Raw genomic sequence first — 23,345 nt, forward strand, 5'->3', positions numbered from 1 at the left:
GGGGAAGACCATGCCCGAGGGACACACCCTGCACCGCCTGGCCGGTGAACTCCGCGACCGCTTCGGCGGCCACGCCGTGCATGCCGCCAGCCCCCAGGGCCGGTTCGCCGACGGCGCCGCCCTGCTGGACGGCCGTACCCTCACCGGCGCCGAGGCGCACGGCAAGCACCTGTTCGTCGCGTTCGACGGGGACGACGCCCGGGTGCACGTGCACCTCGGCCTCTACGGCACGTTCCGCTTCGGCACCGGACCCGCGCCGGCGCCCGTGGGGCAGGTCCGGCTGCGGCTCGCCACCCCCGCCGGGTACGCCGACCTGCGCGGGCCCACCCGCTGCGCCCTTGTCACCGCCGACGAGGCGCGGTCCGTTGCCGCACGCCTCGGCCCCGACCCGCTCCGCGAGGACGCCGACCCTGAACGCGCCCGGTCCCGCATCGCGCGCAGCCGCAGCAGCGTCGCCGCCCTGCTCATGGACCAGAAGGTCGTCGCCGGTGTCGGCAACGTCTACCGCGCCGAGGTCCTCTTCCGGAACGGCATCGACCCCTACCGGGCGGGCCGCGACCTGACCCGGCCGGAATGGGACGCCGTCTGGGCCGACCTGGTCGCCCTGATGCGCGAGGGCGTCCGGCTGGGCCGCATCGACACCGTGCGGCCGCAGCACACGCCGGAGGCCATGGGACGACCGCCGCGCGTCGACGACCACGGCGGCGAGGTGTACGTCTACCGGCGCGCCTCGCAGCCCTGCCACGTGTGCGGCGGGGAGATCCGCACCGCCGAACTCGCCGCCCGCAACCTCTTCTGGTGCCCCGGCTGCCAGCAGCGCTGAACCGCGCCGGCGTGGCCAAAGCCCTCCGAAGCCCACCGGCGGCCGCCTCAGAAGCCGTGCGGGTTCCAGGGGGCCACCGCGCTGTGGAAGGCCGTCGCGGCCTCCGCCAGTGCTCCCTCCCGCAGCTCCCGCACCCGCCCGGCGTCGGCCAGCGCCGCGAGCGGGACGCCGCCGAGGTAGGCCGCGCCCAACTCCGGCACGGACAGGGCCAGATCCGCCGGGTCACCGGTGCGGGTGCAAGTGGCGCCCTTCGGGCCGCCGGACAGCCGCCAACGTCCCGCGTTCCACGGACAGAAGGCGTCCTCCAGCTCCAGCACCACGTCCACGCCGGCCGCGTACGTGCGCGCCTCCAGGGCCGCCGCGACGTCGATCACCCGCAGGTACAGGGCGTCCCGCCGGGAGATTCCGCACCGCCGCGGGTCGGTGACCAGGTGCAGCCACGGATCGTCCACCGGACGCCCCTCGACGCACAGCGTCGAGGTCAGGTCGAGGTCGAAGAGATAGCGCACCAGCGCGCCGTGTGCGGCCGGGTCCAGCGCCTCCATGTCGCGCAGCAGCACCTCGCCGTCCGGGTTGTCCGCGGCGTCGTAGTGCGGGCGCACCGCGTAGCGCGCGTAGCCGCGCAGTTCTCCGTCCCGCTCGGCCAGCACGCACTGCATCGGCGTCGCGCCGTCGCGCTTGTCCTCCGGGTCGTGGACCACGGCCCGCTCCCAGCCCGGGCGGCGCTCCAGCATGCCAGGCCGCAGCGGCACCCGGCGCGCGTACAGTTCCTCGCACGCCGCCAGCACCTCCGGGTCGCACGGATCCACCAGACGCAGCCGCAGCGCATCCGCGCCGGCCGGCAGGGCGAGCCGAGTCCGCGCGGTGTCCACCCGCGCGCCGAGTTCGTCGGAGGCGGCGCCGTACCCGAAGCGGCCATAGATCAAGGGCTCCGAGGCGCGCAACACCGCCAGCGGTTCCCGCCGCTCGCGCACCTCCTCGAGCTGGCGGCGCATCATCGACGTCAGCACCCCGCGCCGCCGGTGCGTCGGCTTCACGGTCACCATCGTCACGCCAGCCGTCGGCACCACCGCGCCGCCCGGCACCGTCATCCGGAAGCTGAACGACCCCGTGGTGCCGCACACCTCGTCGCCGTCGTAAGCCACGATCGAGCGACCCGGCTCCATCCGCGCCGCCCACAGGGCATGGCTCTCCGGGTCGAACGTGGTCCCGAACGCGGCACGGATCACCGCCCACCACGCCTCGTGCTCGCCGGGGTCGTCCGTCAGGGTGCGCAGATCGATGGTCACCCGACATCCCTACCAGCGGCGCGGACCCGGAGGCGAGTGATTTTCGCCTCGCCGCGACCGCCCGCGACCCCCTTCCGGACCGGGGAACGGTATCTGCCGAAGGTCCGGTTCCGCACCGGGAATCGACGCTTCGGCGGCGAGGTCGCTAAGGTCCCAGGACATGGCACTACGGCGCGCGGGCAGCACACCCCCGGCGGCCCGGCTGCTCCAGGCGAACAAGGCGTGGCACCGGGTCCGCACCAGCATGCGCCGTTCCGCGGTGGACTACTTCCGCGGCGGCGGCTCCGACTGGGTCGCCCTCGGCGCGCTGCTGCTCACCGTGCCCGCCCTGACGTTCGCCACCGTCGTCAACCCGCTGTGGTGCGCGCCGGAGACCCTCGCCCTGCCCGTCATCGCCGGCGGACTGCTGCTGCGCCCGGCCAGCCTGCTGGCCCTGTACGCGGCGGCCGCCGTCGCGCTGATCGTGGAGGCGGCGGCGCTCGCCGAACTCGCGGACGGCGCGGGCGCCGTCACACCGGGCACCATCCTGGTGGTCGCCGCCGTGGGCCTGTCCGGGCTGCTGGTCGCCCAGTTCCGCAGCCGGGTGGGCGTGCCCTGGCGGCGCGGCGGGACGATGCTGTTCGACCTGCGCGAGCGCATCCGCGTGCAGAGCAAGCTGCCCGCCCTGCCCGAGGGCTGGCACCGCGAGATGTCGCTGCGCCCCGCGGGCGGCCAGTCGTTCTCCGGGGACTTCGTCGTCGCCGCACGGACCGGCCCCGATGCCCGCACCCTCGAGGTGGTGCTCACGGACGTCTCCGGCAAGGGCATGGACGCCGGTTCCCGCGCCCTGCTGCTCTCCGGCGCCTTCGGGGGCCTCCTGGGGTCGCTGCCCCCGCACGAATTCCTGCCCGCCGCCAACGGCTACCTGCTGCGCCAGGACTGGGACGAGGGCTTTGCCACCTCCGTGCACCTGGTGCTCGACCTGGACACCGGCGACTACGAGCTCTACTCGGCCGGGCACGTCCCCGCCCTCCAGCGCGACGCGGGCGCCGGCACCTGGGAGGAGAAGGCGGCCGACGGCCCCCTGCTCGGCGTCTACGACGGTGCCGCCTTCGACGCGGTGAAGGGCAGCCTGCGGCGCGGCGACGTGCTGATGCTCTTCACCGACGGGCTCGTCGAGACCCCCGAACGCGAACTGGACGAGGGCGTCGACCGCCTCACCGGGGAGGCGGACCGCTACGTGGCGGGCGGCTTCGAGGGCGCCGCCTGGCACCTGATCGAAGCCGTGGCCAAGGACGTCAACGACGACCGGGCGCTGCTGCTGATCTGCCGCGACTGAGCGCGGGACAGCCCCTCAAAACGGTGTCGGGCCTCGCCCCCCTGGGGGGCGAGGCCCGACACCACGTGGTGGGCGTCAGCGGCCGACCGACACCGTCTCGCGGCGCCGTTCCCGCTCCCGGCCGTCCTGTCCCTGGTCCGGCTGCTCCCCGCCGCCGTGCGCGCCGTTGCGCGCTCGTGCCTGTTCGACCGGGTCCTCGCGGAAGAACCAGGACATCTTCGGCTCCATGACGAACCGGAGGGCCCGCTGCACCGGTCCGCTGCACAGCGCGGTCATCATCACCACCGCGAGCAGCGTGATGACCACCCGGCTGGCCGGGTGGTCCACCCAGGCCATGTCGTACCAGTCGAACTCCCGCGAGAGCTTGATCGGGTAGACGTGCAGCAGGTAGGCGTAGAGCGTCCCTGCACCCAGCGCCGTGAACCACATGTGGCGGCGCGGCACCAGGGTGAGGAAAGCGGCGGTCAGCACCAGGGCGCAGCCGAAGAGGGCCAGGTACATCACGGCGCCGACCCAGGAGGGCACGCCCATCTCCGCGGCAGGGCGGTCGTGCAGCAGCCACGCGTGGTTCATCCGCGGCACCGCCCAGTAGGAGAACACGGCGGTCGCCAGCAGCAGCGGCACGGACAGCAGGCGCAGACGGCGGTCCCGCAGCATCTCGAAGTGCCGGGGCCGCAGTTGGAGGCCCAGCACGAAGAACGGCAGGTATTGCAGCACCCGCATCAGGTTGAAGTCGCCGCTGATGCTCTCGGTCACGCTCGCGCACAGACCGACGGCGAGCGCCACCGGCACGGGCCAGCGCAGCCGGTGCCAGAAGGGAGCGGTCATGCGCCAGAGGAACAGCGCGACCAGGAACCACAGCGCGAAGCCCGGACGTTGCAGACTGAACTCGCGGTCCGGATTGTCCGCCCAGCGCATGAAGAGTGTGTAGAGGGTCTCGAACACCAGGTACGGTACGGCGATTCCGGTGATGAGCCGCCGGATCTGGGCCGGTGTGCCGGTGAACGTCCGCGAGAGGTAGCCGGAGATGACGATGAACGCCGGCATGTGGAAGGCGTAGACCGCCAGGTACAGGGCCTCGACCGTGCGGCTGTCGTCCTGCAGCGGCTGCCAGGCGTGCCCCATGCCGACCAGCAGGATCGTGAGGTACTTCGCGTTGTCGAAGAAGGGATCGCGTTGCTTCGCTCCCGGGGCTCCGCCCTCGCGCACGGACGACGGGGTGGAAGTGGGCGGCGTCTTCGCCGTCGGCTTCTCGGGGCGGGCCGGGGGGAGCGGGGCCCGCTCATTACGAGCGTGCAACATCTGCATCACCATAGCCGCCGGACGGGGAGAGCGAAAATCAGGGTGCGGAGCATGTCGCCCGCAGCGGGTATCAGGCGCCCCGTCAACACCCCCTTTCCCGCCGTGTCTTGTCGGGATAGCCCTCTGACCTGCGGTTTGCGAAGGTCGTGAACGAAGTGCGAAGGCGCCCTGTCGAATGCGTGAGCGGTGCGCGCGAGGGCGTGCCGGAGGGTTTCGTGTGACCCACTCCACAAGCGTCGGCCGTAATCACGGAGCGATCACGGCGGAAATGCGAATCGCGCAATCTGTATACGGCATTGACCTGCACGAATTCGCCCCGACCGGATGACTGTCGGGCATCACGGGCATACCCGCGCGGGTGAGAGTCGGCCGATCCTGCGTCAGCCTCCTGCACCGGCGGGCGTGTTGGTGGCACGATGGAGCGAAGCGGGGCTCTGGCGGCGGATCCCCGGCCGGGTGAGGCGTACGAGGGCCCGACGAGGGCGAGGGGTGTGATCGGTTGTGGAGATTTCGCTGTCGGTGGTCCTGCTGCTGGCGATCGTCCTGGTCGTGATGGTCAAGGGCGGTTCCATCAAGCCGGGCCCGGCGATCGTGGCCGCCCTCTTCGGCTTCTTCCTCGCCGCGAGCGGGGCGGCGCCGCCGATAAACAACTTCCTGGAGTCCGTCGCCAGCACGATCAACAACATCAGCATCTGACGCGCGAAGGACCCCCGGTGTCGCACCGGGGGTCCTTCGGCCGCGGAGCGGGCGACGGGAATCGAACCCGCGTAGCTGGTTTGGAAGACCAGGGCTCTACCATTGAGCTACGCCCGCGTGCGCCGCTGTGATCCCGACCGGTCACGGCCTGTGAACAGGTCCGCGTCACGGTCCGCATCGTCTTCGCTGCGGCACGGAATGCATCGTACGGCATGTACGCTACGTGTCGCACCGACGGGGTGTGGCGCAGCTTGGTAGCGCGTCCGCTTTGGGAGCGGAAGGTCGTCGGTTCGAATCCGGCCACCCCGACCACGTAGTATGGCCTCATCGCGCGTGCCTGTGTCGTGTCCGCATTTCTCATGCCGCATACGGGGCGCCCATCTCATACCCCCAGCAGTCAGCCCCAAGGAGACCGACCGTGAAGAGCGCCGTGGAGAACCTGAACCCGACCCGGGTTCGGCTCACTGTCGAGGTGCCCTTCGAGGAGCTCAAGTCCAACCTCGACGCGGCGTACAAGAAGATCAACCAGCAGGTCACGGTGCCCGGCTTCCGCAAGGGCAAGATCCCGGCCCGGGTGATCGACCAGCGCTTCGGCCGCGGTGCGGTGCTCGAGGAGGCCGTCAACGACGCCCTGCCGGGGCTCTACCAGTCCGCCGTCGAGGAGGGCGAGCTGAACCCGCTCGGCCAGCCCGAGGTCGACATCACCGAGCTCAAGGACAACGAGCTGCTGGCGTTCACCGCCGAGGTCGACGTCCGCCCGAAGATCGAGATCCCGGACTACTCCGGCATCGAGGTCACCGTCGAGGCCGCCGAGGTCTCCGACGAGGACGTGGACAAGGCCGTCGAGCAGCTGCGTGAGCGCTTCGCCTCCACCACCGTCGTCGAGCGGGCCGCCGCCGAGGGCGACGTCGTGAAGATCGACCTGGAGGCCAAGGTCGACGGCGAGGTCCTGGACGACGGCGTCGCGAACGGCGTCGACTACACCATCGGCTCCGGCGAGCTGCTCGACGGCATCGACGACGCTGTCACCGGCCTGGAGGCCGGCGCCACCGCCACCTTCACCTCCGAGCTCAAGGGCGGCTCCGCCGCGGGCAAGGAGGCCGAGGTCAAGGTCGACGTCACCAGCGTCTCCGCCCGTGAACTCCCCGAGCTGGACGACGACTTCGCCCAGCTGGCCAGCGAGTTCGACACCCTCGACGAGCTGCGCGAGGACAGCCGCAAGCGGCTCGGCCAGTCCAAGAAGTACGAGCAGGCGACCGAGGCCCAGGAGAAGGTCCTCGACGAGCTGATCGGCCTCGCCGAGATCCCCGTCCCCGAGAAGCTCCTCGAGGACGAGGTCAACACCCGCAAGCACAACCTGATCAACCACCAGCTCGCCCAGATGGGTATCGACCTGGCGGCCTACCTCAAGATGCAGGACAAGTCCGAGGAGGACTTCGACGCCGAGCTCAAGGAGCAGGCGGAGAAGGGCATCAAGACCCAGTTCCTGCTCGACGAGCTGGTCAACACCGAGAAGCTCAACGTCAGCCAGGAGGAGCTCACCGAGCACCTCATGCGCCGTGCGCAGTCCTCCGGCATGAGCCCCGACCAGTTCGCCCAGGCCGTCGTCGAGGGCGGCCAGGTGCCGATGCTCGTCGGCGAGGTCGCCCGCGGCAAGGCACTGGCCGTCGTGGTCGAGGCCGCGACTGTCAAGGACTCCAACGGCGAGGTCGTGGACCTCGACGACGAGGACGAGACCGCCGAGACGGTGGCCGCCGACGCGGAGGCCTCCGACGACACCGAGGCCGCCTCCACCGAGGCCGAGGCGGACAAGCCCGAGGCCGACAAGGCCTGACGCACCTTCCCGACGGGCCCTGGCCATGCACGGCGCAGGGCCCGTCGTGCTCCCCGTACGCTCGGCCGGCGGCCGGGGTCACCTCCCACGCCCGGAGGGCTGTGGGAGATCCCGGACAGGCTCGGGCCGAGCCCGTCCGGCCATCGAGGACCCGGTGTCCGGGGCGCAGCCCCGGCAACGGTCGAGGGGGCGGGGCGGCAGGACGCCGCCCCCGGGCCCCGCACGCCGCGCGCCACGCTGACAGCGAACAGTCACCCGTGCGGGAGTGCGCCCGCCGACCAGCGCGTTAGGGTCCGTAGATACGAGGGCGAAGCTGTCCTCACGGCCCCGCCCGCAGGGCGAGGACGACGGACAGCTGCCGCCCGTAAGACGACGCAGTGACGGCCATGCCGAATCGCAGCCGTCCGGACACGAGCAGGTGGACACGTGACGCTTCCGATGCCTTCCGCCGCCGCTGAGCCCAACTTCGGTGGTGGCCTCGGCGACCAGGTCTACAACCGACTGCTCAACGAGCGGATCATCTTCCTCGGGCAGCCGGTCGACGACGACATCGCCAACAAGATCACCGCGCAGCTGCTTCTCCTTGCCGCCGACCCGGACAAGGACATCTACCTCTACATCAACAGCCCCGGCGGATCGATCACGGCGGGCATGGCGATCTACGACACCATGCAGTACATCAAGAACGACGTGGTGACCATCGCCATGGGCCTCGCCGCCTCCATGGGCCAGTTCCTGCTCAGCGCGGGCACCCGCGGCAAGCGCTTCGCGCTGCCGAACGCCGAGATCCTGATCCACCAGCCGTCCGCGGGCCTCGCCGGCTCCGCGTCGGACATCAAGATCCACGCGGAGCAGCTGCTCCGCACCAAGAAGAAGATGGCCGAGCTCTCCGCGCTGCACACCGGCCAGACCGTCGAGCAGTGGACGCGCGACGCGGACCGCGACCGTTGGTTCAACGCCGAGGAGGCCAAGGAATACGGCCTGATCGACGAGGTGTACGGCTCCGCGGCCCAGCTTCCGGGCGGCGGCGGTACGGGCGCGTGAGCGCGCACCGACCGCACGGCCCGAGCATCCGCCCTCCGCAGCCAGCCCTTCACCAGGAGTACACCGCGATGACCAGCCTTCCCCCCGTTCCCGGCGCCGGACTGCCGGCCGGCCCGCAGGCGCGCTACACCGGGCCGTCGCCCGACGCGCGGTACGTCGTCCCGCGGTTCGTCGAGCGCACCTCGCAGGGTGTGCGCGAGTACGACCCGTACGCGAAGCTCTTCGAGGAGCGGGTGATCTTCCTCGGCGTGCAGATCGACGACGCGTCGGCCAACGACGTCATGGCGCAGCTGCTGTGCCTGGAGTCGATGGACCCGGACCGTGACATCTCGATCTACATCAACAGCCCCGGCGGCTCGTTCACGGCGCTCACCGCCATCTACGACACGATGCAGTTCGTGAAGCCGGACATCCAGACGGTCTGCATGGGCCAGGCCGCCTCCGCCGCCGCCGTCCTGCTGGCCGCCGGCACCCCCGGCAAGCGGATGGCGCTGCCCAACGCCCGCATCCTGATCCACCAGCCGTACAGCGAGACCGGTCGCGGCCAGGTCTCCGACCTGGAGATCGCGGCGCGCGAGGTACAGCGGATGCGCACCCAGCTGGAGGAGATGCTCGCCAAGCACTCCACCAAGGACATCGAGACCATCCGCGACGACATCGAGCGGGACAAGATCCTCACCGCCGAGGAGTCCCTGGAGTACGGACTGGTCGACCAGATCGTGTCGACCAGGAAGAGTTCCGTCGATCTGAGGGGCTGACCGCCCCACCAGCCCCCCTTGGACGCAGTCGTACCAAGGGGGGCACACTTCGACGGTGCGGGAGGGTACCGTCTTCAGTGCACGTACCTCGGTCCGTCCCGTGCGGGACGGATCCCAGGCGATAGGGGAAGCACCTCGTGGCACGCATCGGTGATGGCGGCGACCTGCTCAAGTGCTCGTTCTGTGGCAAGAGCCAGAAGCAGGTGAAGAAGCTCATCGCGGGGCCAGGTGTGTACATCTGCGACGAGTGCATCGATCTCTGCAACGAGATCATCGAGGAGGAGCTCGCCGAGTCCTCCGAGGTGCGCTGGGACGAACTGCCCAAGCCGCGGGAGATCTACGAGTTCCTCGAGGGCTACGTCGTCGGCCAGGAGCCCGCCAAGAAGGCGCTCTCGGTCGCCGTCTACAACCACTACAAGCGGGTGCAGGCCGGCGAGAACGCCGCCCCGCAGGGCCGCGACGACGGCATCGAGCTGGCCAAGTCCAACATCCTGCTGCTCGGCCCCACCGGCTCCGGCAAGACGCTGCTCGCGCAGACCCTCGCCCGGATGTTGAATGTCCCCTTCGCCATCGCCGACGCCACCGCCCTCACCGAGGCCGGATACGTCGGCGAGGACGTCGAGAACATCCTGCTGAAGCTGATCCAGGCCGCGGACTACGACGTCAAGAAGGCCGAGACCGGCATCATCTACATCGACGAGATCGACAAGGTCGCGCGGAAGAGCGAGAACCCGTCGATCACCCGCGACGTCTCCGGTGAGGGCGTCCAGCAGGCGCTGCTGAAGATCCTGGAGGGCACCAGCGCCTCGGTGCCGCCGCAAGGCGGACGCAAGCACCCTCACCAGGAGTTCATCCAGATCGACACCACCAACGTGCTCTTCATCGTCGGCGGGGCGTTCGCCGGGCTGGAGAAGATCATCGAGTCCCGGGCGGGAGCGAAGGGCATCGGCTTCGGCGCCGACATCCGCTCCAAGCGGGAGATCGAGGAGAAGAACCAGTTCGAGGACGTGATGCCCGAGGACCTGGTGAAGTTCGGCATGATCCCGGAGTTCATCGGTCGCCTCCCGGTCATCACCAGCGTCCACAACCTCGACCGCGAGGCGCTGCTCCAGATCCTCATGGAGCCGCGCAACGCGCTGGTCAAGCAGTACCAGCGGCTGTTCGAACTCGACGGCGTCGAGCTGGACTTCGACCGCCCGGCGCTGGAGGCCATCGCCGACCAGGCCATCCTCCGCGGCACCGGCGCGCGGGGCCTGCGCGCCATCATGGAGGAGGTGCTGATGTCCGTGATGTATGAGGTGCCCTCCCGCAAGGACGTCGAGCGCGTCGTCATCACCGAGGACGTCGTCCACTCCAACGTGAACCCCACCCTCGTCCCCCGCGACCGCGGCCGCGGCCACGGCGAACCCCACGAGAAGAGCGCGTAGGCGCGCGCCCCGCGTTCATTCCCGCGTGGCTGCGTCGTTCTGCGGCAGCGAAGTCGCCGTGGCCACGCGGGAGTGTCCGGTAACGGTGCAGCCGGTCACCGTGAGCCACCCGTGCGCTGGGTGGCCACGATGCAACCGAGGACGATCAGGGCCGCCACGGGGGCGAGCGGCGAGAGGCTCTCGCCCATCAGCACGACAGCCCAGGCGAGGGTGAGCAGCGGCTGGGCCAGCTGGATCTGACTCGCCCTGAGCACTCCGACGAGTGCCATGCCGCGGTACCAGACGACGAAGCCGGCGAACTGGGACACGGCGGCGATGTAGGCCATCCCGGCGATCGCCTTCCCGGTCGGGTGCAACGGTTCCGCAGGCAGAGCGAGGACCGTCACCAGAGCGGACACGGGAAGAGCGGCGACGACGCCCCAGGCAATGACCTGCCAGCCGGGCATGTGGGAAGCGAGCCGACCGCCCTGGGCGTAGCCCGCGGCGCACACCAGCAGGGCACCGAAGAGATGGACGTCCCCGAGCGTCGGCAGGCCATGGCTCTGCTGGAGGGTGAACGCCGCCACGGTCAGGGCGCCGAGACCGGCAGCCATCCAGAACGCCCGGGAGGGACGCCGCCCGGTCAGGAGGGTCGAGACGGCGGCGGTCGCCAGCGGCAGCATGCCGATGACCACGGCCGAGTGCGCGGTGCTGGACGTCTGCAGCGCCAGCGTGGTCAGCAGTGGAAACCCTACGACGCAGCCGCCGGCGACCGTGAGCAGGCCGGGCCAGTGCCGTCGTTCGGGCACCGGTACCCGGGCTCCGTACAGGCACGTCGCCGCGAGCAGACCCGCGAGCAGGCCCCGCACACCGGTCGCGGTCCAGGGCCCGAAGCCGTCCAGGGCCCACGCCGTGGCGGGAAGGCTGAAGGAGAACGCCGTCACGCCGAGCGCGGCCAGGAGAGTACCGGTGCGGACCGCTACCGCCACCGTCTGAGTAGCGCTATCGTCAACTGTCATGAATGACGGTAGCAGTTCGGGTCAGCTGGTCGCGACCCTGAGAAAGGAACTGGACCGCTACTCGGAGGGAGAGAAGCTCCCTTCGAACCGTGCCCTGGTGACCCGTCACCGGGTCAGCCCGGTGACCGTCTCGCGGGCGATCGCCGCGCTGGCCGCCGAGGGACTTGTGGCCTCCCGGCCCGGCTCCGGAGTCTTCAAGGCCGCCGCCCGCCGCGGCACCGCCGCCCCCGGTGACGTCTCCTGGCAGGAGGTCGCGCTGTCCGCGGACCTCCCGCACACCGCGGTCGACGCGGGGAACCGCGGCACCGACGCGACCGGGGTGCTCGCCACCCTGAACGCCCCGCCGGCCGAGGTCATCGACCTCAACGGAGGCTATCTGGACGCCGCGCTGCAACCGGAACGGGCGCTTGCCGCCGCGCTGGCCAGGGCCGGCCGCCGACCCGGCACCTGGTCCCGCCCACCGGTGGAGGGCCTTGCCGAACTGCGGGACTGGTTCGCCCGCGACATCGCGGGCCCCGACGGCTCGCTCGACGCCTCGGACGTCCTGATCACCGCCGGCGGGCAGGGCGCACTCACCACCGCGCTCCGGGCCCTGGCCCCGCCGGGAGCCGTCGTCCTGGTCGAATCGCCCACCTACCCCGGCATGCTGGCCGTCGCCCGCGCTGCGGGGCTCCGCCCCGTTCCGGTGCCCGTCGACGCCGACGGAGTGCGCACCGACCTGCTGGGGAAGGCGTTCGCGGCCACCCGGGCCCGGGTGTTCGTCTGCCAGCCGCTGTTCCACAACCCCACCGGCACCGTCCTGCCGCCGCAGCGGCGTACGGCGGTGCTGGACATCGCCCGGGCGGCGGGCGCCTTCGTCGTCGAGGACGACTTCGCACGCCGCCTCGTGCATGCTGATTCCCCTTCCACGCCACCGCCCTTGGCCGCCGACGATCCGGACGGCGTCGTCGTGCACGTGCGTTCGTTGACGAAGGCCGCCTCACCCAGTCTGCGTATCGGGGCGTTGGCCGCGCGCGGTCCGGTGTTCGAGCGGCTGCGCGCCATCCAGGTCGTCGACAGCTTCTTCGTCCCCCGGCCGCTGCAGGAGACCGCCCTCGAACTGGTCGGCTCTCCCGCCTGGGCCCGACACCTCCGGGCGCTGGCGGACGCGCTACGGGAACGCCGGACCCTCATGCTCACCGCTCTGGGCAGAGAGATGCCCACGCTGGTCCCGGACCGGCCACCCCACGGCGGATACCACCTGTGGCTGCGGCTCCGTGACGGCGCCGACGAGCACGCCGTCACCGCCACGGCGTTGCGCCTCGGCGTGGCGGTCACCGCAGGCAGCCCCTACTTCACGGCCGAAGCGCCCGCCCCGCACCTGCGGTTGAGCTACGTCAGCACGCCGGGCACCGCGCAACTGGAGGCGGGTGTCCGGCTGCTCCGCCAGGCCCTCGTACAGAACTCCGCGCTGCTGGAGTGAGGTGGCGGCAAGTGCGCAGCAACGACAGAGGGGGCGCCCGACCACCAGCCGGGCGCCCCCTCTCGCATCCACTGCCGTCAGCCGACGGGAACGCGGACCTCCTCGCGGAGGTCGGCGGTCATCTGGGCGGCCTGGTCCGAGGAGATGCTGCCCGTGCCGTTGCCCAGCGTCACTACGGCCAGTGTGCTGTTGTCGCCCCATGCGCAGATCTGGAAGTCGGTGGGCGTGCCCGGCAGCGATTGACCGGTGGACTTCACGGCCTGGCACTTCATGTAGCCGCTGAAGTTCGAGGGCGCCTGCTCCTCGGCGCTGCCGACGAGTTCCACGTTGCCGGTGTTCGTCGCGTCGTCGAAGACGCTGTCCACCGCGCCCTCGGGGTTCTCCACGTCGCCGTAGGCGCCGATCAGGGCGAGGCCCTTCATACTGGTCAGATCGTCCGGAGTGGTGCTCGGGTCCGTCGGGTCGATCGTGTTGTAGTTCCCTGAGACCGCGGTGCCGTTGTTCACGCCGGCCTCCTGCATGTCGGAGGCGCTCAGCTCCTGGATGGTCTTGGCGTCGAGCTTCTTGTACTCGCCCAGCACGGTCTCCGGCGTCTCGATCTTGTGGGCGCCGTCGTCCGCGATGTCGCTGCCACCGCCGCCGCCCATGGAGAGGACGATGGCGACGATGATGGCGCCGACCAGGGCGAGGGAGCCGACCACGATCGCGATGGTCCTGCCGGTCTTGCTGCCGCCGCCCTCAGGCGGCATGGGCATGCCGGGCTGGCCGTACGGCATGCCGGGCTGCTGGCCGTAGGGCTGGCCCGGCGCGGTCGGGTGGCCGCCGTAGCCTTGCTGCGGCGGCACGCCCGGCTGGCCCTGGGGGTAGCCGTACGCGGGCTGGCCACCCGGCTGCTGCGGGGGCTGGGGGTAGCCGTAGCCGGGCTGACCGGGCTGGCCCTGCGGCGGGGGAGTGGGCGCACCATAGGGACCGAGCTGGCCCGGCTGCTGCGGCGGCTGCTGGCCGTACGGGCCCGGTGGCGGCTGGTTTTGGCTCATGGTGGTGCGTCCCCTCCGTTGGCTGTGCGTGAATGCGCACGGACATCCTGACGGACGCGGCGCCGGGCGGCTGCACCGGGGCACAAACCGATTCGAGACCATTACATGTGCCGCCGTAGACTTGCGTCCGTGACTGACAACACCCAGCAGGGCCCCGCATCGCACGGGCCCGACGCCGCAGCCCCCGCAGATCTGCCGACCCAGTACGCGCCGGCCGACGTAGAGGGGCAGCTGTACGAGCGCTGGGTGGAGCGCGGCTACTTCGAGGCGAGCGCCAAGAGCGACAAGCCCGCGTACACCATCGTGATCCCGCCGCCGAACGTCACCGGCTCCCTCCACCTCGGCCACGCCTTCCAGCACACGCTGATGGACGCCCTGACGCGCCGGAAGCGCATGCAGGGCTTCGAGTCGCTGTGGCTGCCGGGCATGGACCACGCCGGCATCGCCACCCAGAACAAGGTCGAGCAGCAGCTCGCCGACGAGGGCAAGTCGCGGCACGACCTCGGCCGGGAGGCGTTCGTCGAGCGCGTCTGGCAGTGGAAGGAGGAGTACGGCGGGAAGATCCTCGGCCAGATGCGGCGTCTCGGCGACGGCGTCGACTGGTCGCGTGAGCGCTTCACCATGGACGAGGGCCTGTCGCGCGCCGTCCAGACCGTCTTCAAGCGGATGTACGACGACGGCCTGATCTACCAGGCCGAGCGCATCATCAACTGGTGCCCGCGCTGCCTCACCGCCATCTCCGACATCGAGGTCGACTACCAGGACGACGACGGTGAGCTGGTCTCGCTGCAGTACGGCGAGGGGGACGAGACCGTCGTCGTCGCGACGACGCGTGCCGAGACGATGCTCGGCGACACGGCGGTCGCCGTCCACCCCGACGACGAGCGGTACCGGCACCTGGTCGGCCGGCGTATCAAGCTGCCGCTGACCGGCCGCACGATCCCGGTCGTCGCCGACGAGCACGTCGACCCGGAGTTCGGCACCGGTGCCGTCAAGGTGACGCCCGCGCACGACCCGAACGACTTCGCCATCGGCCGTCGGCACGACCTGGAGTCGCTGACGGTCCTCGACGAGCGGGGCGTCATCACCGCGCACGGCCCGTTCGAAGGGCTGGACCGCTTCGAGGCGCGCTCGGCGATCGTCGCCGCGCTGCGCTCGCAGGGCCGCGTCGTGGCGGAGAAGCGCCCGTACGTCCACTCCGTCGGACACTGCTCGCGCTGCAAGACCACCATCGAGCCGCGGCTGTCGCTGCAGTGGTGGGTCAAGGTCGTTCCGTTGGCGCAGGCCGCGGGCGACGCCGTCCGCGACGGGCGGGTGACGATCCACCCCGCCGACATGTCGAGCCGCTACTTCGACTGGGTCGACCACATGCACGACTGGTGCATCTCGCGTCAGCTGTGGTGGGGCCACCGCATCCCCGTCTGGTACGGCCCCGACGGCGAGGTCCGCTGCGTCGGCCCGGACGAGGAGCCCCCGACGGGCGAGGGCTGGCGCCAGGACGCCGACGTGCTGGACACCTGGTTCTCCTCCGGCCTCTGGCCGTTCTCCACGCTCGGCTGGCCCGACCGCACCGAGGACCTGGAGAAGTTCTATCCGACCGACGTCCTGCTGACCGGCCACGACATCATCTTCTTCTGGGTCGCCCGGATGATGATGTTCGGCCTCTACGCGATGGACGGCACGCCGCCGTTCCACACCATCGCGCTCACCGGACTCGTCCGCGACGAGCACGGCAAGAAGATGTCCAAGTCCTTCGGCAACGTCGTCGACCCGCTGGACTGGATGGAGGCGTACGGCTCGGACGCGCTCCGCTTCACGCTGGCCTCCGGCGCCAACCCCGGTACGGACGTGCCGATCGGCGAGGACTGGGTCAAGGCGTCCCGCAACTTCGCCAACAAGATCTGGAACGCGACGCGCTTCGCGCTGATGAACGGCGCGACGGTCGAGGGCCCGCTCCCGGCTCCCGAGGAGATGACGGCCGAGGACCGCTGGATCCTCTCGCGCCTCAACCGGACGGTCGCCGAGGCCGACGCGTACTACGACGACTACCAGTTCGCGAAGCTCAGCGACGCGCTGCGGCACTTCGCGTGGGACGAGGTCTTCGACTGGTACGTCGAGCTGACCAAGACCACGTTCACGGCCGGGGGGCGCCCGGCCGAGGTCTCGCGCCGCGTCCTCGGCGAGGTCCTGGACGTGCTGCTGCGGGTGCTGCACCCGGTCGTCCCGTTCGTCACCGAGGCGCTGTGGACGACGCTCACCGGGCGCGAGTCCGTCGTCGTCGCCGAGTGGCCGCGTGATTCCGGTTTCCGCGACGAGGCGGCCGAGCGCGAGATCGCCACGCTCCAGCAGGTCATCACCGAGGTCCGGCGCTTCCGCGCCGACCAGGGTCTCCAGCCGGGCCAGCGGGTGCCGGCGCGGCTCGACCTCGACGGCACGGCACTCGCCGCACACGAGGACGCCATCCGGTCGCTGCTGCGGCTCCAGCCCGCGGGCGAGGACTTCTCGCCGACGGCCTCCCTGCCGGTCGCCGGCGCGACGGTCGCGCTCGATCTGTCCGACGCGATCGACTTCGAGGCGGAGCGGAAGCGGCTCACGAAGGACCTGGGGCTCGCGGAGAAGGAACTCAAGCAGTCCGACGCCAAGTTGGGCAACGAGGGGTTCCTCGCCAAGGCACCGGACCACGTCGTGGAGAAGATCCGGGGACGCAAGTCCGCCGCGGAGGCCGACATCGCCCGCATCCGCGGCCAGCTCGACCGCCTGCCCGGCTGACACCGGGTCGTCCCCCGGCCCGTCCGCTCCGTGCAGACGGGCCGGGGGCGTCAGGAGGGGGCGCGTCCGTCAGGAGGGGCGTGGCGCAGCCGTGAGGAGGCGGTGGCCGGGCAGGCCCTCCAGCCGCACCGACGCGCCCGGTTCGAGGTCCGCCGCGGCGAACAGCGCGTCGTACTCGGCCCGTGTCCGCTCGCGGCCCGAGGTGAGCACCATCGTTTTTCACGATCGGCGGCCTGCTGATCCGCTGCTTCGCCCGGCGGCACCCCGAACTCGTCGGCGGGCTGGTCTTCGTCGACGCCTCCCACCCGCAGCAGTTCGTCCGCTCGCCGAAGCAGCGCGAGGCGCTGCCGTGGATCAAGCAGCGGATGGCGACGACCCAGGCGCAGGCGGCGCTGGGGCTGCTCGGCCACTCCGGGCGCACCGAGCAGATGAACGGTCTCCCCGACGACCTGGCCCCGGCCACTAGGGAGGCCGTGGCGCGCCCCGGGCTGTGGCGGGCGGAGCGGCACGAGCTGGCCGAGTCGCAGCGCAGCTGGTCGCCGGACGCGCTCCGACTGGAGCCGTCGTCCCGGCCGGTGGCCGTGCTGACGGCGGGGGAGACAGTACGCAGCGATCCGATGCACACCGGGCTTCAGGAGGAGCTGGCACTGCTGTCGAAGGTGTCCCGGCACGACGTCGTCGAGGACGCCGGGCACGAGACGCTGGTGCTCGACGAGCGGCACGCGGGCCGGGTCGTCCAGGCCGCGGACTGGGTACGCGCCCGGGCCACCGCGACCGACGCCCCGCAGGACCCGTATCGGAACGACGAGGTGAGCCGTCCGTCATGACCGCCCACACCCCCGTGCCCCGCACCTCGTGGACCGCGCTTCCGCGCAAGGCCGCCCGCCAGGGGCTCTACGCGCTGCTGCTGTCCTGGGGGGCCTGACCGTGGCCAAGCAGTTCCGGAAGACGCCGAAGTCCCTCACCCGCATCGACCCGATCAACACGGCGATCCCGGTGACGACGTTCTTCGCGCCGAACCCGGGGAAGACCGACATCCACCTGCTCAAGCGCGACAAGCTGGCCGACGGCGGCGTCACCGCCTGGCAGGAGTACCCGCTCATCGAACGGCGGTCGCTGCGCCACATGCTGTGGCACCCCAGCCGGCGTGTGGAGAAGCTGCTGCCGGACGCCGTCTCGGAGCTGACCCAGGTGGCGCTGGACGAGCAGCGGATCGAGTACCTCCAGCTGACCATTCCCTACCTTCCCTGCTGAACTTCGTCACCCACTCCTGCGAGCACCCCGAGGGGGCGCGGGGTCGGAGCGTCCGGGCAGCAGTGTGCCGAGCGTCTCGGCCCGTTCCCCGGGCAGCCGGGCGACCCAGATGTCGACGCCGCACGCCTCGGGGTGGGCCAGTGCCTCCCCCGCGGTGGCACCGTTCAGCGTGATCTCGATGTGGAACCGGTCGAGCGCCAGTCCCAGCACTCGGGACAGGTGCTTGTTGTCGCTCGTTATCAAGCCCACGGACAGCACGGGTGGATCACCTCGCTGACTCCCGGCGTTCCTTCCAGCACCTTCCTACCGCGCTACCCGGCGGTAGGAAGGGCCCGCCCCGGGCACGTCCGTGACCGCGTCGCGCCCGTTTCCGCCCGCCCCGCTCACCGCGGCGGTCGCGACGAGGCGCCTCCCCCGGCCGACCGGGCCGACCGGGCGGCGGCGCGCCGGGGTTCCTCCGTAGACTGGCGCACGTGAGCGAGCAGTCCCCAGCATCCGACGATCCGACCCCCGACGACCCCTTCGAGGAGATCGTCGGCGAAGAGACCGACCGCGACCCCGACCTGGCCGTGATCGAGGCCGGCAGCCGCACCCTCCGCGCCCAGGCGGGACCGCCCCAGCCGGACGTCGTGCCGGCGCGGCCGGAGGACCCGGAGACGGACCGCGCGCTGCGCGAGGTGGAGGAGGAGCTGGCCACCCGGTGGGGGGAGACCAAGCTCGACCCGTCCCGGACACGTATCGCCGCGCTGATGGACGTGCTCGGCGAACCGCAGCGCGCCTACCCCTCGATCCACATCACCGGCACCAACGGCAAGACCTCCACCGGGCGCATGATCGAGGCCCTGCTCGGCGCGTTCGACCTGCGGGCCGGCCGCTACAGCAGCCCCCATGTGCAGTCGATCACCGAGCGGATCAGCGTGGACGGCGCGCCGCTGTCCGCCGAACGCTTCGTGGAGACCTACCGGGACGTCGAGCCGTTCGTGGCGATGGTCGACGAACGCCAGCAGTACCGGCTGTCCTTCTTCGAAGTGCTCACCGCGATGGCCTACGCCGCCTTCGCCGACGCACCGGTGGACGTCGCGGTCGTCGAGGTCGGCATGGGCGGCACCTGGGACGCCACCAACGTCATCGACGCCGACGTCGCGGTGATCACCCCCATCTCCCTCGACCACACCGACCGGCTCGGCGACACGCCGGAGAAGATCGCCGTCGAGAAGTCCGGCATCGTCAAGACCGACGCCCGCGTCGTCCTCGCCCAGCAGCCGGTGGAGGCCGCGTCCGTGGTGCTGCGCCGCGCGGTGGAGGTCGACGCGACCGTCGCCCGCGAGGGGATGGAGTTCGGCGTGGTCTCCCGCGAGGTCGCCGTCGGCGGGCAGCTCATCACGCTGCGCGGACTCGGCGGGGAGTACCCGGACCTGTTCCTGCCGATGCACGGCGCCCACATGGCGCACAACGCCTCCGTCGCCCTCGCCGCCGTCGAGGCGTTCCTCGGCGTCGGCACTGAGCACGCCCGCGAGCTGGACGTGGACACCGTCCGCCAGGGCTTCGCGTCCGTCGCCACCCCCGGCCGGCTGGAACTCGTGCGGTCCTCGCCCTCCGTGCTCCTGGACGCCGCGCACAACCCGGCCGGCGCACAGGCAGCGGCCGCCGCGATCGGCGAGGCGTTCGGCTTCAGCCGGCTCGTCGGCGTCGTCGGGTGCAGCGCCGAGAAGGACGTGCGCGGACTGCTGGAGGCGTTCGAGCCGGTCTTCACCGAGGTCGTCGTCACCCGCAACGCCACCCACCGCGCCATGGACGTCGACGAACTGGCGGCCCTCGCGGTCGAGGTGTTCGGCGAGGAGCGGGTGCAGGTCGAGCCGCGCCTGGACGATGCGGTGGAGGCCGCCATCACTCTCGCGGAGGAGGAGGGCGAGTACGCCGGAGCGGGCGTGCTCGTCACCGGCTCCGTGTTCACCGTCGGCGAGGCCCGGCTGCTGCTGGGAAGGAACGGGTAGAGGCAGTGCGAACCCTGTGCGCGAGCACACTGATCGGCGAGTTCTTCGTGATCGGCTTCGCCGGTCTGGTCGCGATGCAGCTCAGCGACGTCTCCACGACCGCCGTCTGGGCGGTGAGCGGCACCGGGATGCTGCTGTCCCTGCTGCTGTGCGGAATGCTGGGCCGGCCCGGCGGCGTCCAGCTCGGCTGGGCCCTCCAGATCGGCCTGATCGCGAGCGGCTTCGTGGTCCCCGCCATGTTCTTCCTCGGCGCCTGTTTCGCCGGCCTGTGGTGGGCATCGGTGCATTTCGGGCGAAAGGTGGACGAGGCGAAGGCCGCCCGTGCGGCGGCCGCCGAGGCGGAGACTGCCTGAGGGCCCGGCGAAGCGCCCGTGTAGCCTCTCACCACCCCTGACATCGCGCGTTCCACCGCTGTACCCCGAGGAGTCCGCACATGAGCCAGCGCACACTCGTCCTGCTCAAGCCCGACGCCGTCCGCCGTGGCCTGATCGGCGAGATCGTCGGACGCATCGAGAGCAAGGCGGGATGGGCCATCACCGCGCTGGAGCTGCGCACCCTGGGTCGGCCCCTGCTGGAGCAGCACTACGGCGAGCACGCCGACAAGCCGTTCTACCCCCCGCTGATGGAGTTCATGACCTCCGGCCCGTCCGTGGTGATGGTCGTCGAGGGCGAGCGGGTGATCGAGGGCATGCGCGCACTGGCCGGACCCACCGACCCGATCGCCGCCGCGCCGGGGTCCATCCGGGGGGACTTCGGCACGATCGTCCGGGAAAACCTGGTGCACGCCTCGGACTCGGAGGAGTCCGCGGAGCGGGAGCTCAAGCTGTTCTTCCCGGAAGCGGTCTGATCGTCTCCTGACGCGGGGTCAGTGCACGGGACCCCCGGTGACCTGGGGCGACCTGTTCCCTCAGGTCGCCCGCAGGCATATCGTGGGCTGTTACGGGGAACGCTTCACTCGGACGCGACGTCACCAATACGGGGGACGAACGGCGTTCCGCCGACAATGGCGGAGGAGCCCTCGCTGCGGTTCCCGAGGTCCGCGTCTACGATGGAACCTCGCTCCTCTCGTGGCGGTTTCCGCAGCCCCCCCCTGCCGTCCCCCACCCATCGCTCCAGCTGGAAGGCCAGACGTATCCTATGGCGAACAACATGTCGTTCATCGGCCGTGACATGGCTGTCGACCTCGGGACCGCCAATACGCTGGTGTACGTCAGGGGTCGCGGGATCGTTCTCAACGAGCCGTCCGTGGTGGCCATCAACACCAACACCGGCGGCATCCTCGCGGTCGGCGCCGAAGCCAAGAAGATGATCGGCCGCACCCCGGGCAACATCGTCGCGGTCCGGCCCCTGAAGGACGGCGTCATCGCCGACTTCGAGATCACCGAGCGGATGCTCCGCTACTTCATCCTCAAGATCCACAAGCGGCGCTACCTGGCCCGCCCCCGGGTCGTCGTCTGCGTCCCCTCCGGCATCACAGGCGTCGAGCGCCGCGCCGTCATCGAGGCGTCCACGCAGGCGGGCGCCCGCCAGGTGCACATCATCGAGGAGCCGATGGCCGCCGCGATCGGCTCCGGCCTGCCCGTCCACGAAGCGACCGGCAACATGGTCGTCGACATCGGCGGCGGCACCACCGAGGTCGCCGTGATCTCCCTCGGCGGCATCGTCACCGCGCAGTCCATCCGGGTCGCCGGCGACGAGCTGGACAACGCGATCATCCAGCACATCAAGAAGGAGTACAGCCTCCTCCTCGGCGAGCGCACCGCCGAGAGCATCAAGATCACCATCGGTTCGGCCTACTCCATGGACAAGGACGAGCACACCGAGATCCGGGGCCGCGACCTGGTCAGCGGTCTCCCCAAGACCGTGGTCATCTCCGCCGCCGAGGTCCGCAAGGCCATCGAGGAGCCGGTCAATGCCATCGTCGACGCGGTCAAGACCACCCTCGACAAGTGCCCGCCGGAGCTGTCCGGTGACGTGATGGACCGCGGCATCGTTCTCACCGGTGGTGGCGCCCTGCTGCGCGGCCTCGACGAACGGCTACGGCACGAGACGGGCATGCCCATCCACATCGCCGAGGACCCGCTCGACTCGGTCGCGCTCGGCTCCGGCAAGTGCGTCGAGGAGTTCGAAGCCCTCCAGCAGGTCCTCGACTCCCAGCCGCGTCGCTGACCGGCACCGCACGCTCCACCCACAACTTCACCGCACCACCAGGCACCGACCCGCCACACCCGCCCGGTCCGACTGAGAAAGGCACGGCCGCCGCACGTGAGGGATTCCCGAGAAAGCCGGCTGTTGCTCGTCCTGCTGGTCGCCATCGCGTTCGCACTGATCACGGTGGACCTCCAGGGAGGCGGGCAGTCCCCGCTCGACGGCGCACGGCGCACCACCGCCTCCGCACTGGGACCGGTACAGGAAGGGGTGGCGACCGCCGTCGACCCGGTCGGCAACGCCGTCGCCGCCGTCCGCGACTCGGGTGCACGCCACGACCGCATCAAGGCGCTCCAGCAGGAGAACATGGAGCTGCGCCGCGAGCTCGGCTCCGACGACCGCAACCGCGCCCGCGCCAAGGAACTCGACGGCCTGCTGCGCACCGCCGGAGCCGGCGGTTACGGCATCAAGGCCGCCGAGGTCGTCGCCATCGGCGCCGCCCAGGGCTTCTCCTGGACCGTCACCATCGACGTCGGCAGCGAGGACGGCATCGCCCCCGACATGACCGTCATCAACGGCGACGGACTCGTGGGCCGCACCACCACCGTCGGCGCCTCCAGCTCCACCGTGCTGCTCGCCAACGACCCCGACTTCACCGTCGGCACCCGCATGGAGGGCAGCGCCGAACTCGGCTTCGCCTCCGGACGCGGCGGAAACGCCATGACCGTGCAGCTCCTCGACGGCAAGGCCAGAGTCCAGAAGGGCGACCGCCTGGTCACCTTCGGCTCCCACAACGGCACCCCGTTCGTCCCGGGCGTCCCCGTCGGCGAGGTCACCGAGGTCGAGCGCCAGACCGGCGACCTCACCCGCACCCTGCGCATTCACCCGTTCGCCGAGTTCACCCAGCTCGACATCGTCGGAGTCGTCGTCGAACCGCCCCGCGAGGACCCGCGCGACAAGGTGCTGCGCCCCGACCCGCCCAAGAAGCCCAAGCCCACCCCCACGGTGACCGTCACCGCCACCCCCGGAGCGCCAGCCCCGGGCGAGGAAGGCGACGCGCAGACCGCGCCCGGCGAGTCCGCCGCCCCCGGCGGGCAGCCCGACCCCGGGGACACCCTCGCCCCACAGGGCCAGGCGCAACCCGCCGAACCCGTGGACCCCGCCCAGCCAGCCCCTGGAGCTGAGTGACCGT

The 23,345-nt window shown here is 71.0% G+C and carries 22 protein-coding genes and 2 tRNA genes; 17 read left to right on the plus strand and 7 right to left on the minus strand.

Annotation, left to right across the window (positions count from 1 at the left end; genetic code table 11):
• Nucleotides 1-10: 10 nt before the first annotated feature.
• Nucleotides 11-823 carry a DNA-formamidopyrimidine glycosylase family protein gene (locus tag E4198_RS18480; protein ID WP_136184144.1) on the plus strand — a complete coding sequence of 271 codons (813 nt, stop codon included), beginning with the start codon at nucleotides 11-13 and terminating at the stop codon, nucleotides 821-823.
• 47 nt (nucleotides 824-870) lie between these two features.
• On the opposite strand, the gene E4198_RS18485 is transcribed toward E4198_RS18480, so the two are convergent.
• A complete protein-coding gene (locus tag E4198_RS18485) occupies nucleotides 871-2,112 on the minus strand; it encodes a GNAT family N-acetyltransferase (RefSeq protein WP_247597732.1) in 1,242 nt (413 codons plus the stop codon).
• A 160-nt stretch (nucleotides 2,113-2,272) separates the two neighbouring features.
• On the opposite strand from E4198_RS18485, the gene E4198_RS18490 reads away from it, so the two are divergent.
• Nucleotides 2,273-3,430 carry a PP2C family protein-serine/threonine phosphatase gene (locus tag E4198_RS18490; RefSeq protein ID WP_136184145.1) on the plus strand — a complete coding sequence of 386 codons (1,158 nt, stop codon included), beginning with the start codon at nucleotides 2,273-2,275 and terminating at the stop codon, nucleotides 3,428-3,430.
• A 75-nt stretch (nucleotides 3,431-3,505) separates the two neighbouring features.
• Here E4198_RS18490 and E4198_RS18495 read toward each other — a convergent pair whose 3' ends face one another.
• On the minus strand, nucleotides 3,506-4,732 hold the full coding sequence (locus E4198_RS18495) for an acyltransferase family protein (RefSeq protein ID WP_247597733.1): 1,227 nt from the start codon (nucleotides 4,730-4,732) through the stop codon (nucleotides 3,506-3,508).
• Nucleotides 4,733-5,233: 501 nt separating this feature from the next.
• Between E4198_RS18495 and E4198_RS18500 the strand changes: the two genes are divergently transcribed.
• Complete coding sequence (locus E4198_RS18500; protein ID WP_027763648.1) at nucleotides 5,234-5,428, plus strand: hypothetical protein; 195 nt, start codon at nucleotides 5,234-5,236, stop codon at nucleotides 5,426-5,428.
• Nucleotides 5,429-5,474: 46 nt separating this feature from the next.
• Here E4198_RS18500 and E4198_RS18505 read toward each other — a convergent pair.
• A tRNA-Gly gene (locus tag E4198_RS18505) sits at nucleotides 5,475-5,545 on the minus strand.
• A gap of 118 nt (nucleotides 5,546-5,663) precedes the next feature.
• Between E4198_RS18505 and E4198_RS18510 the strand changes: the two genes are divergently transcribed.
• From E4198_RS18510 to clpX, 5 genes are all read left to right on the plus strand, one after another.
• Nucleotides 5,664-5,740: transfer RNA gene (locus E4198_RS18510), tRNA-Pro, on the plus strand.
• Between the two features lie 106 nt (nucleotides 5,741-5,846).
• Entirely contained in the window at nucleotides 5,847-7,262 is a 1,416-nt protein-coding gene (gene tig, locus E4198_RS18515; protein WP_168711468.1) for a trigger factor, read from the plus strand.
• A 438-nt stretch (nucleotides 7,263-7,700) separates the two neighbouring features.
• Nucleotides 7,701-8,306, plus strand: a complete 606-nt coding sequence (locus E4198_RS18520; RefSeq protein ID WP_106965565.1) for an ATP-dependent Clp protease proteolytic subunit — start codon at nucleotides 7,701-7,703, stop codon at nucleotides 8,304-8,306.
• Between the two features lie 68 nt (nucleotides 8,307-8,374).
• Nucleotides 8,375-9,064: an ATP-dependent Clp protease proteolytic subunit gene (locus E4198_RS18525; protein ID WP_027763645.1), complete on the plus strand. Its 690-nt coding sequence runs from the start codon at nucleotides 8,375-8,377 to the stop codon at nucleotides 9,062-9,064.
• Between the two features lie 137 nt (nucleotides 9,065-9,201).
• Nucleotides 9,202-10,491, plus strand: a complete 1,290-nt coding sequence (gene clpX, locus E4198_RS18530; protein ID WP_136184147.1) for an ATP-dependent Clp protease ATP-binding subunit ClpX — start codon at nucleotides 9,202-9,204, stop codon at nucleotides 10,489-10,491.
• Nucleotides 10,492-10,586: 95 nt separating this feature from the next.
• Here clpX and E4198_RS18535 read toward each other — a convergent pair whose 3' ends face one another.
• The gene (locus E4198_RS18535) at nucleotides 10,587-11,489 is read right to left on the minus strand and encodes a DMT family transporter (protein WP_136184148.1); all 903 of its coding nucleotides are present in this window, start codon (nucleotides 11,487-11,489) and stop codon (nucleotides 10,587-10,589) included.
• Here E4198_RS18535 and E4198_RS18540 point away from each other — a divergent pair.
• A complete protein-coding gene (locus E4198_RS18540; RefSeq protein ID WP_136184149.1) occupies nucleotides 11,488-12,951 on the plus strand; it encodes a PLP-dependent aminotransferase family protein in 1,464 nt (487 codons plus the stop codon). The genes E4198_RS18535 and E4198_RS18540 overlap by 2 nt on opposite strands.
• Before the next feature lie 77 nt (nucleotides 12,952-13,028).
• Here E4198_RS18540 and E4198_RS18545 read toward each other — a convergent pair whose 3' ends face one another.
• Nucleotides 13,029-13,988 (minus strand): hypothetical protein, encoded by a 960-nt coding sequence (locus E4198_RS18545; protein ID WP_136184150.1) that lies wholly within the window; start codon nucleotides 13,986-13,988, stop codon nucleotides 13,029-13,031.
• Between the two features lie 129 nt (nucleotides 13,989-14,117).
• Here E4198_RS18545 and E4198_RS18550 point away from each other — a divergent pair, with 129 nt between their 5' ends.
• Nucleotides 14,118-16,757: a valine--tRNA ligase gene (locus E4198_RS18550; protein WP_247597734.1), complete on the plus strand. Its 2,640-nt coding sequence runs from the start codon at nucleotides 14,118-14,120 to the stop codon at nucleotides 16,755-16,757.
• 69 nt (nucleotides 16,758-16,826) lie between these two features.
• Here E4198_RS18550 and E4198_RS24995 read toward each other — a convergent pair whose 3' ends face one another.
• A complete protein-coding gene (locus tag E4198_RS24995) occupies nucleotides 16,827-16,970 on the minus strand; it encodes a hypothetical protein (RefSeq protein ID WP_168711469.1) in 144 nt (47 codons plus the stop codon).
• Nucleotides 16,971-17,122: 152 nt separating this feature from the next.
• Here E4198_RS24995 and E4198_RS18555 point away from each other — a divergent pair, with 152 nt between their 5' ends.
• Together E4198_RS18555 and E4198_RS18560 are read left to right on the plus strand one after the other, a co-directional pair.
• Nucleotides 17,123-17,584 carry a hypothetical protein gene (locus tag E4198_RS18555; RefSeq protein WP_136184152.1) on the plus strand — a complete coding sequence of 154 codons (462 nt, stop codon included), beginning with the start codon at nucleotides 17,123-17,125 and terminating at the stop codon, nucleotides 17,582-17,584.
• A gap of 100 nt (nucleotides 17,585-17,684) precedes the next feature.
• Complete coding sequence (locus tag E4198_RS18560) at nucleotides 17,685-18,011, plus strand: hypothetical protein (protein WP_247597735.1); 327 nt, start codon at nucleotides 17,685-17,687, stop codon at nucleotides 18,009-18,011.
• Between the two features lie 6 nt (nucleotides 18,012-18,017).
• Here E4198_RS18560 and E4198_RS25000 read toward each other — a convergent pair whose 3' ends face one another.
• On the minus strand, nucleotides 18,018-18,269 hold the full coding sequence (locus tag E4198_RS25000) for a hypothetical protein (RefSeq protein WP_168711336.1): 252 nt from the start codon (nucleotides 18,267-18,269) through the stop codon (nucleotides 18,018-18,020).
• Between the two features lie 215 nt (nucleotides 18,270-18,484).
• Here E4198_RS25000 and E4198_RS18565 point away from each other — a divergent pair, with 215 nt between their 5' ends.
• The 5 genes from E4198_RS18565 (at nucleotide 18,485) to mreC (ending at nucleotide 23,341) form a co-directional block, all read left to right on the plus strand.
• Nucleotides 18,485-20,005: a folylpolyglutamate synthase/dihydrofolate synthase family protein gene (locus E4198_RS18565; RefSeq protein ID WP_136184153.1), complete on the plus strand. Its 1,521-nt coding sequence runs from the start codon at nucleotides 18,485-18,487 to the stop codon at nucleotides 20,003-20,005.
• Between the two features lie 5 nt (nucleotides 20,006-20,010).
• Complete coding sequence (locus E4198_RS18570; protein WP_027763635.1) at nucleotides 20,011-20,358, plus strand: DUF4233 domain-containing protein; 348 nt, start codon at nucleotides 20,011-20,013, stop codon at nucleotides 20,356-20,358.
• Between the two features lie 80 nt (nucleotides 20,359-20,438).
• Nucleotides 20,439-20,852 carry a nucleoside-diphosphate kinase gene (ndk, locus tag E4198_RS18575; protein ID WP_027763634.1) on the plus strand — a complete coding sequence of 138 codons (414 nt, stop codon included), beginning with the start codon at nucleotides 20,439-20,441 and terminating at the stop codon, nucleotides 20,850-20,852.
• Nucleotides 20,853-21,154: 302 nt separating this feature from the next.
• On the plus strand, nucleotides 21,155-22,174 hold the full coding sequence (locus E4198_RS18580) for a rod shape-determining protein (RefSeq protein WP_136184154.1): 1,020 nt from the start codon (nucleotides 21,155-21,157) through the stop codon (nucleotides 22,172-22,174).
• A gap of 96 nt (nucleotides 22,175-22,270) precedes the next feature.
• Nucleotides 22,271-23,341 carry a rod shape-determining protein MreC gene (mreC, locus tag E4198_RS18585; RefSeq protein ID WP_136184155.1) on the plus strand — a complete coding sequence of 357 codons (1,071 nt, stop codon included), beginning with the start codon at nucleotides 22,271-22,273 and terminating at the stop codon, nucleotides 23,339-23,341.
• The last annotated feature ends 4 nt before the right edge of the window (nucleotides 23,342-23,345 follow it).

The sequence above is a fragment of the Streptomyces sp. RKND-216 genome (assembly GCF_004795255.1).
Classification (GTDB): domain Bacteria; phylum Actinomycetota; class Actinomycetes; order Streptomycetales; family Streptomycetaceae; genus Streptomyces; species Streptomyces hazeniae.

Coding starts and splice junctions, on each gene's coding strand:
- E4198_RS18480 (WP_136184144.1), top strand. CDS start 11: ATGCCCGAGGGACACACCCTGCACCGCCTGGCCGGTGAACTCCGCGAC.
- E4198_RS18490 (WP_136184145.1), top strand. CDS start 2,273: ATGGCACTACGGCGCGCGGGCAGCACACCCCCGGCGGCCCGGCTGCTC.
- E4198_RS18495 (WP_247597733.1), bottom strand. CDS start 4,732: ATGTTGCACGCTCGTAATGAGCGGGCCCCGCTCCCCCCGGCCCGCCCC.
- E4198_RS18520 (WP_106965565.1), top strand. CDS start 7,701: ATGCCTTCCGCCGCCGCTGAGCCCAACTTCGGTGGTGGCCTCGGCGAC.
- E4198_RS18525 (WP_027763645.1), top strand. CDS start 8,375: ATGACCAGCCTTCCCCCCGTTCCCGGCGCCGGACTGCCGGCCGGCCCG.
- E4198_RS18540 (WP_136184149.1), top strand. CDS start 11,488: ATGAATGACGGTAGCAGTTCGGGTCAGCTGGTCGCGACCCTGAGAAAG.
- E4198_RS18535 (WP_136184148.1), bottom strand. CDS start 11,489: ATGACAGTTGACGATAGCGCTACTCAGACGGTGGCGGTAGCGGTCCGC.
- E4198_RS18545 (WP_136184150.1), bottom strand. CDS start 13,988: ATGAGCCAAAACCAGCCGCCACCGGGCCCGTACGGCCAGCAGCCGCCG.
- E4198_RS24995 (WP_168711469.1), bottom strand. CDS start 16,970: ATGGTGCTCACCTCGGGCCGCGAGCGGACACGGGCCGAGTACGACGCG.
- E4198_RS18555 (WP_136184152.1), top strand. CDS start 17,123: ATGGCGACGACCCAGGCGCAGGCGGCGCTGGGGCTGCTCGGCCACTCC.
- ndk (WP_027763634.1), top strand. CDS start 20,439: ATGAGCCAGCGCACACTCGTCCTGCTCAAGCCCGACGCCGTCCGCCGT.
- E4198_RS18580 (WP_136184154.1), top strand. CDS start 21,155: ATGTCGTTCATCGGCCGTGACATGGCTGTCGACCTCGGGACCGCCAAT.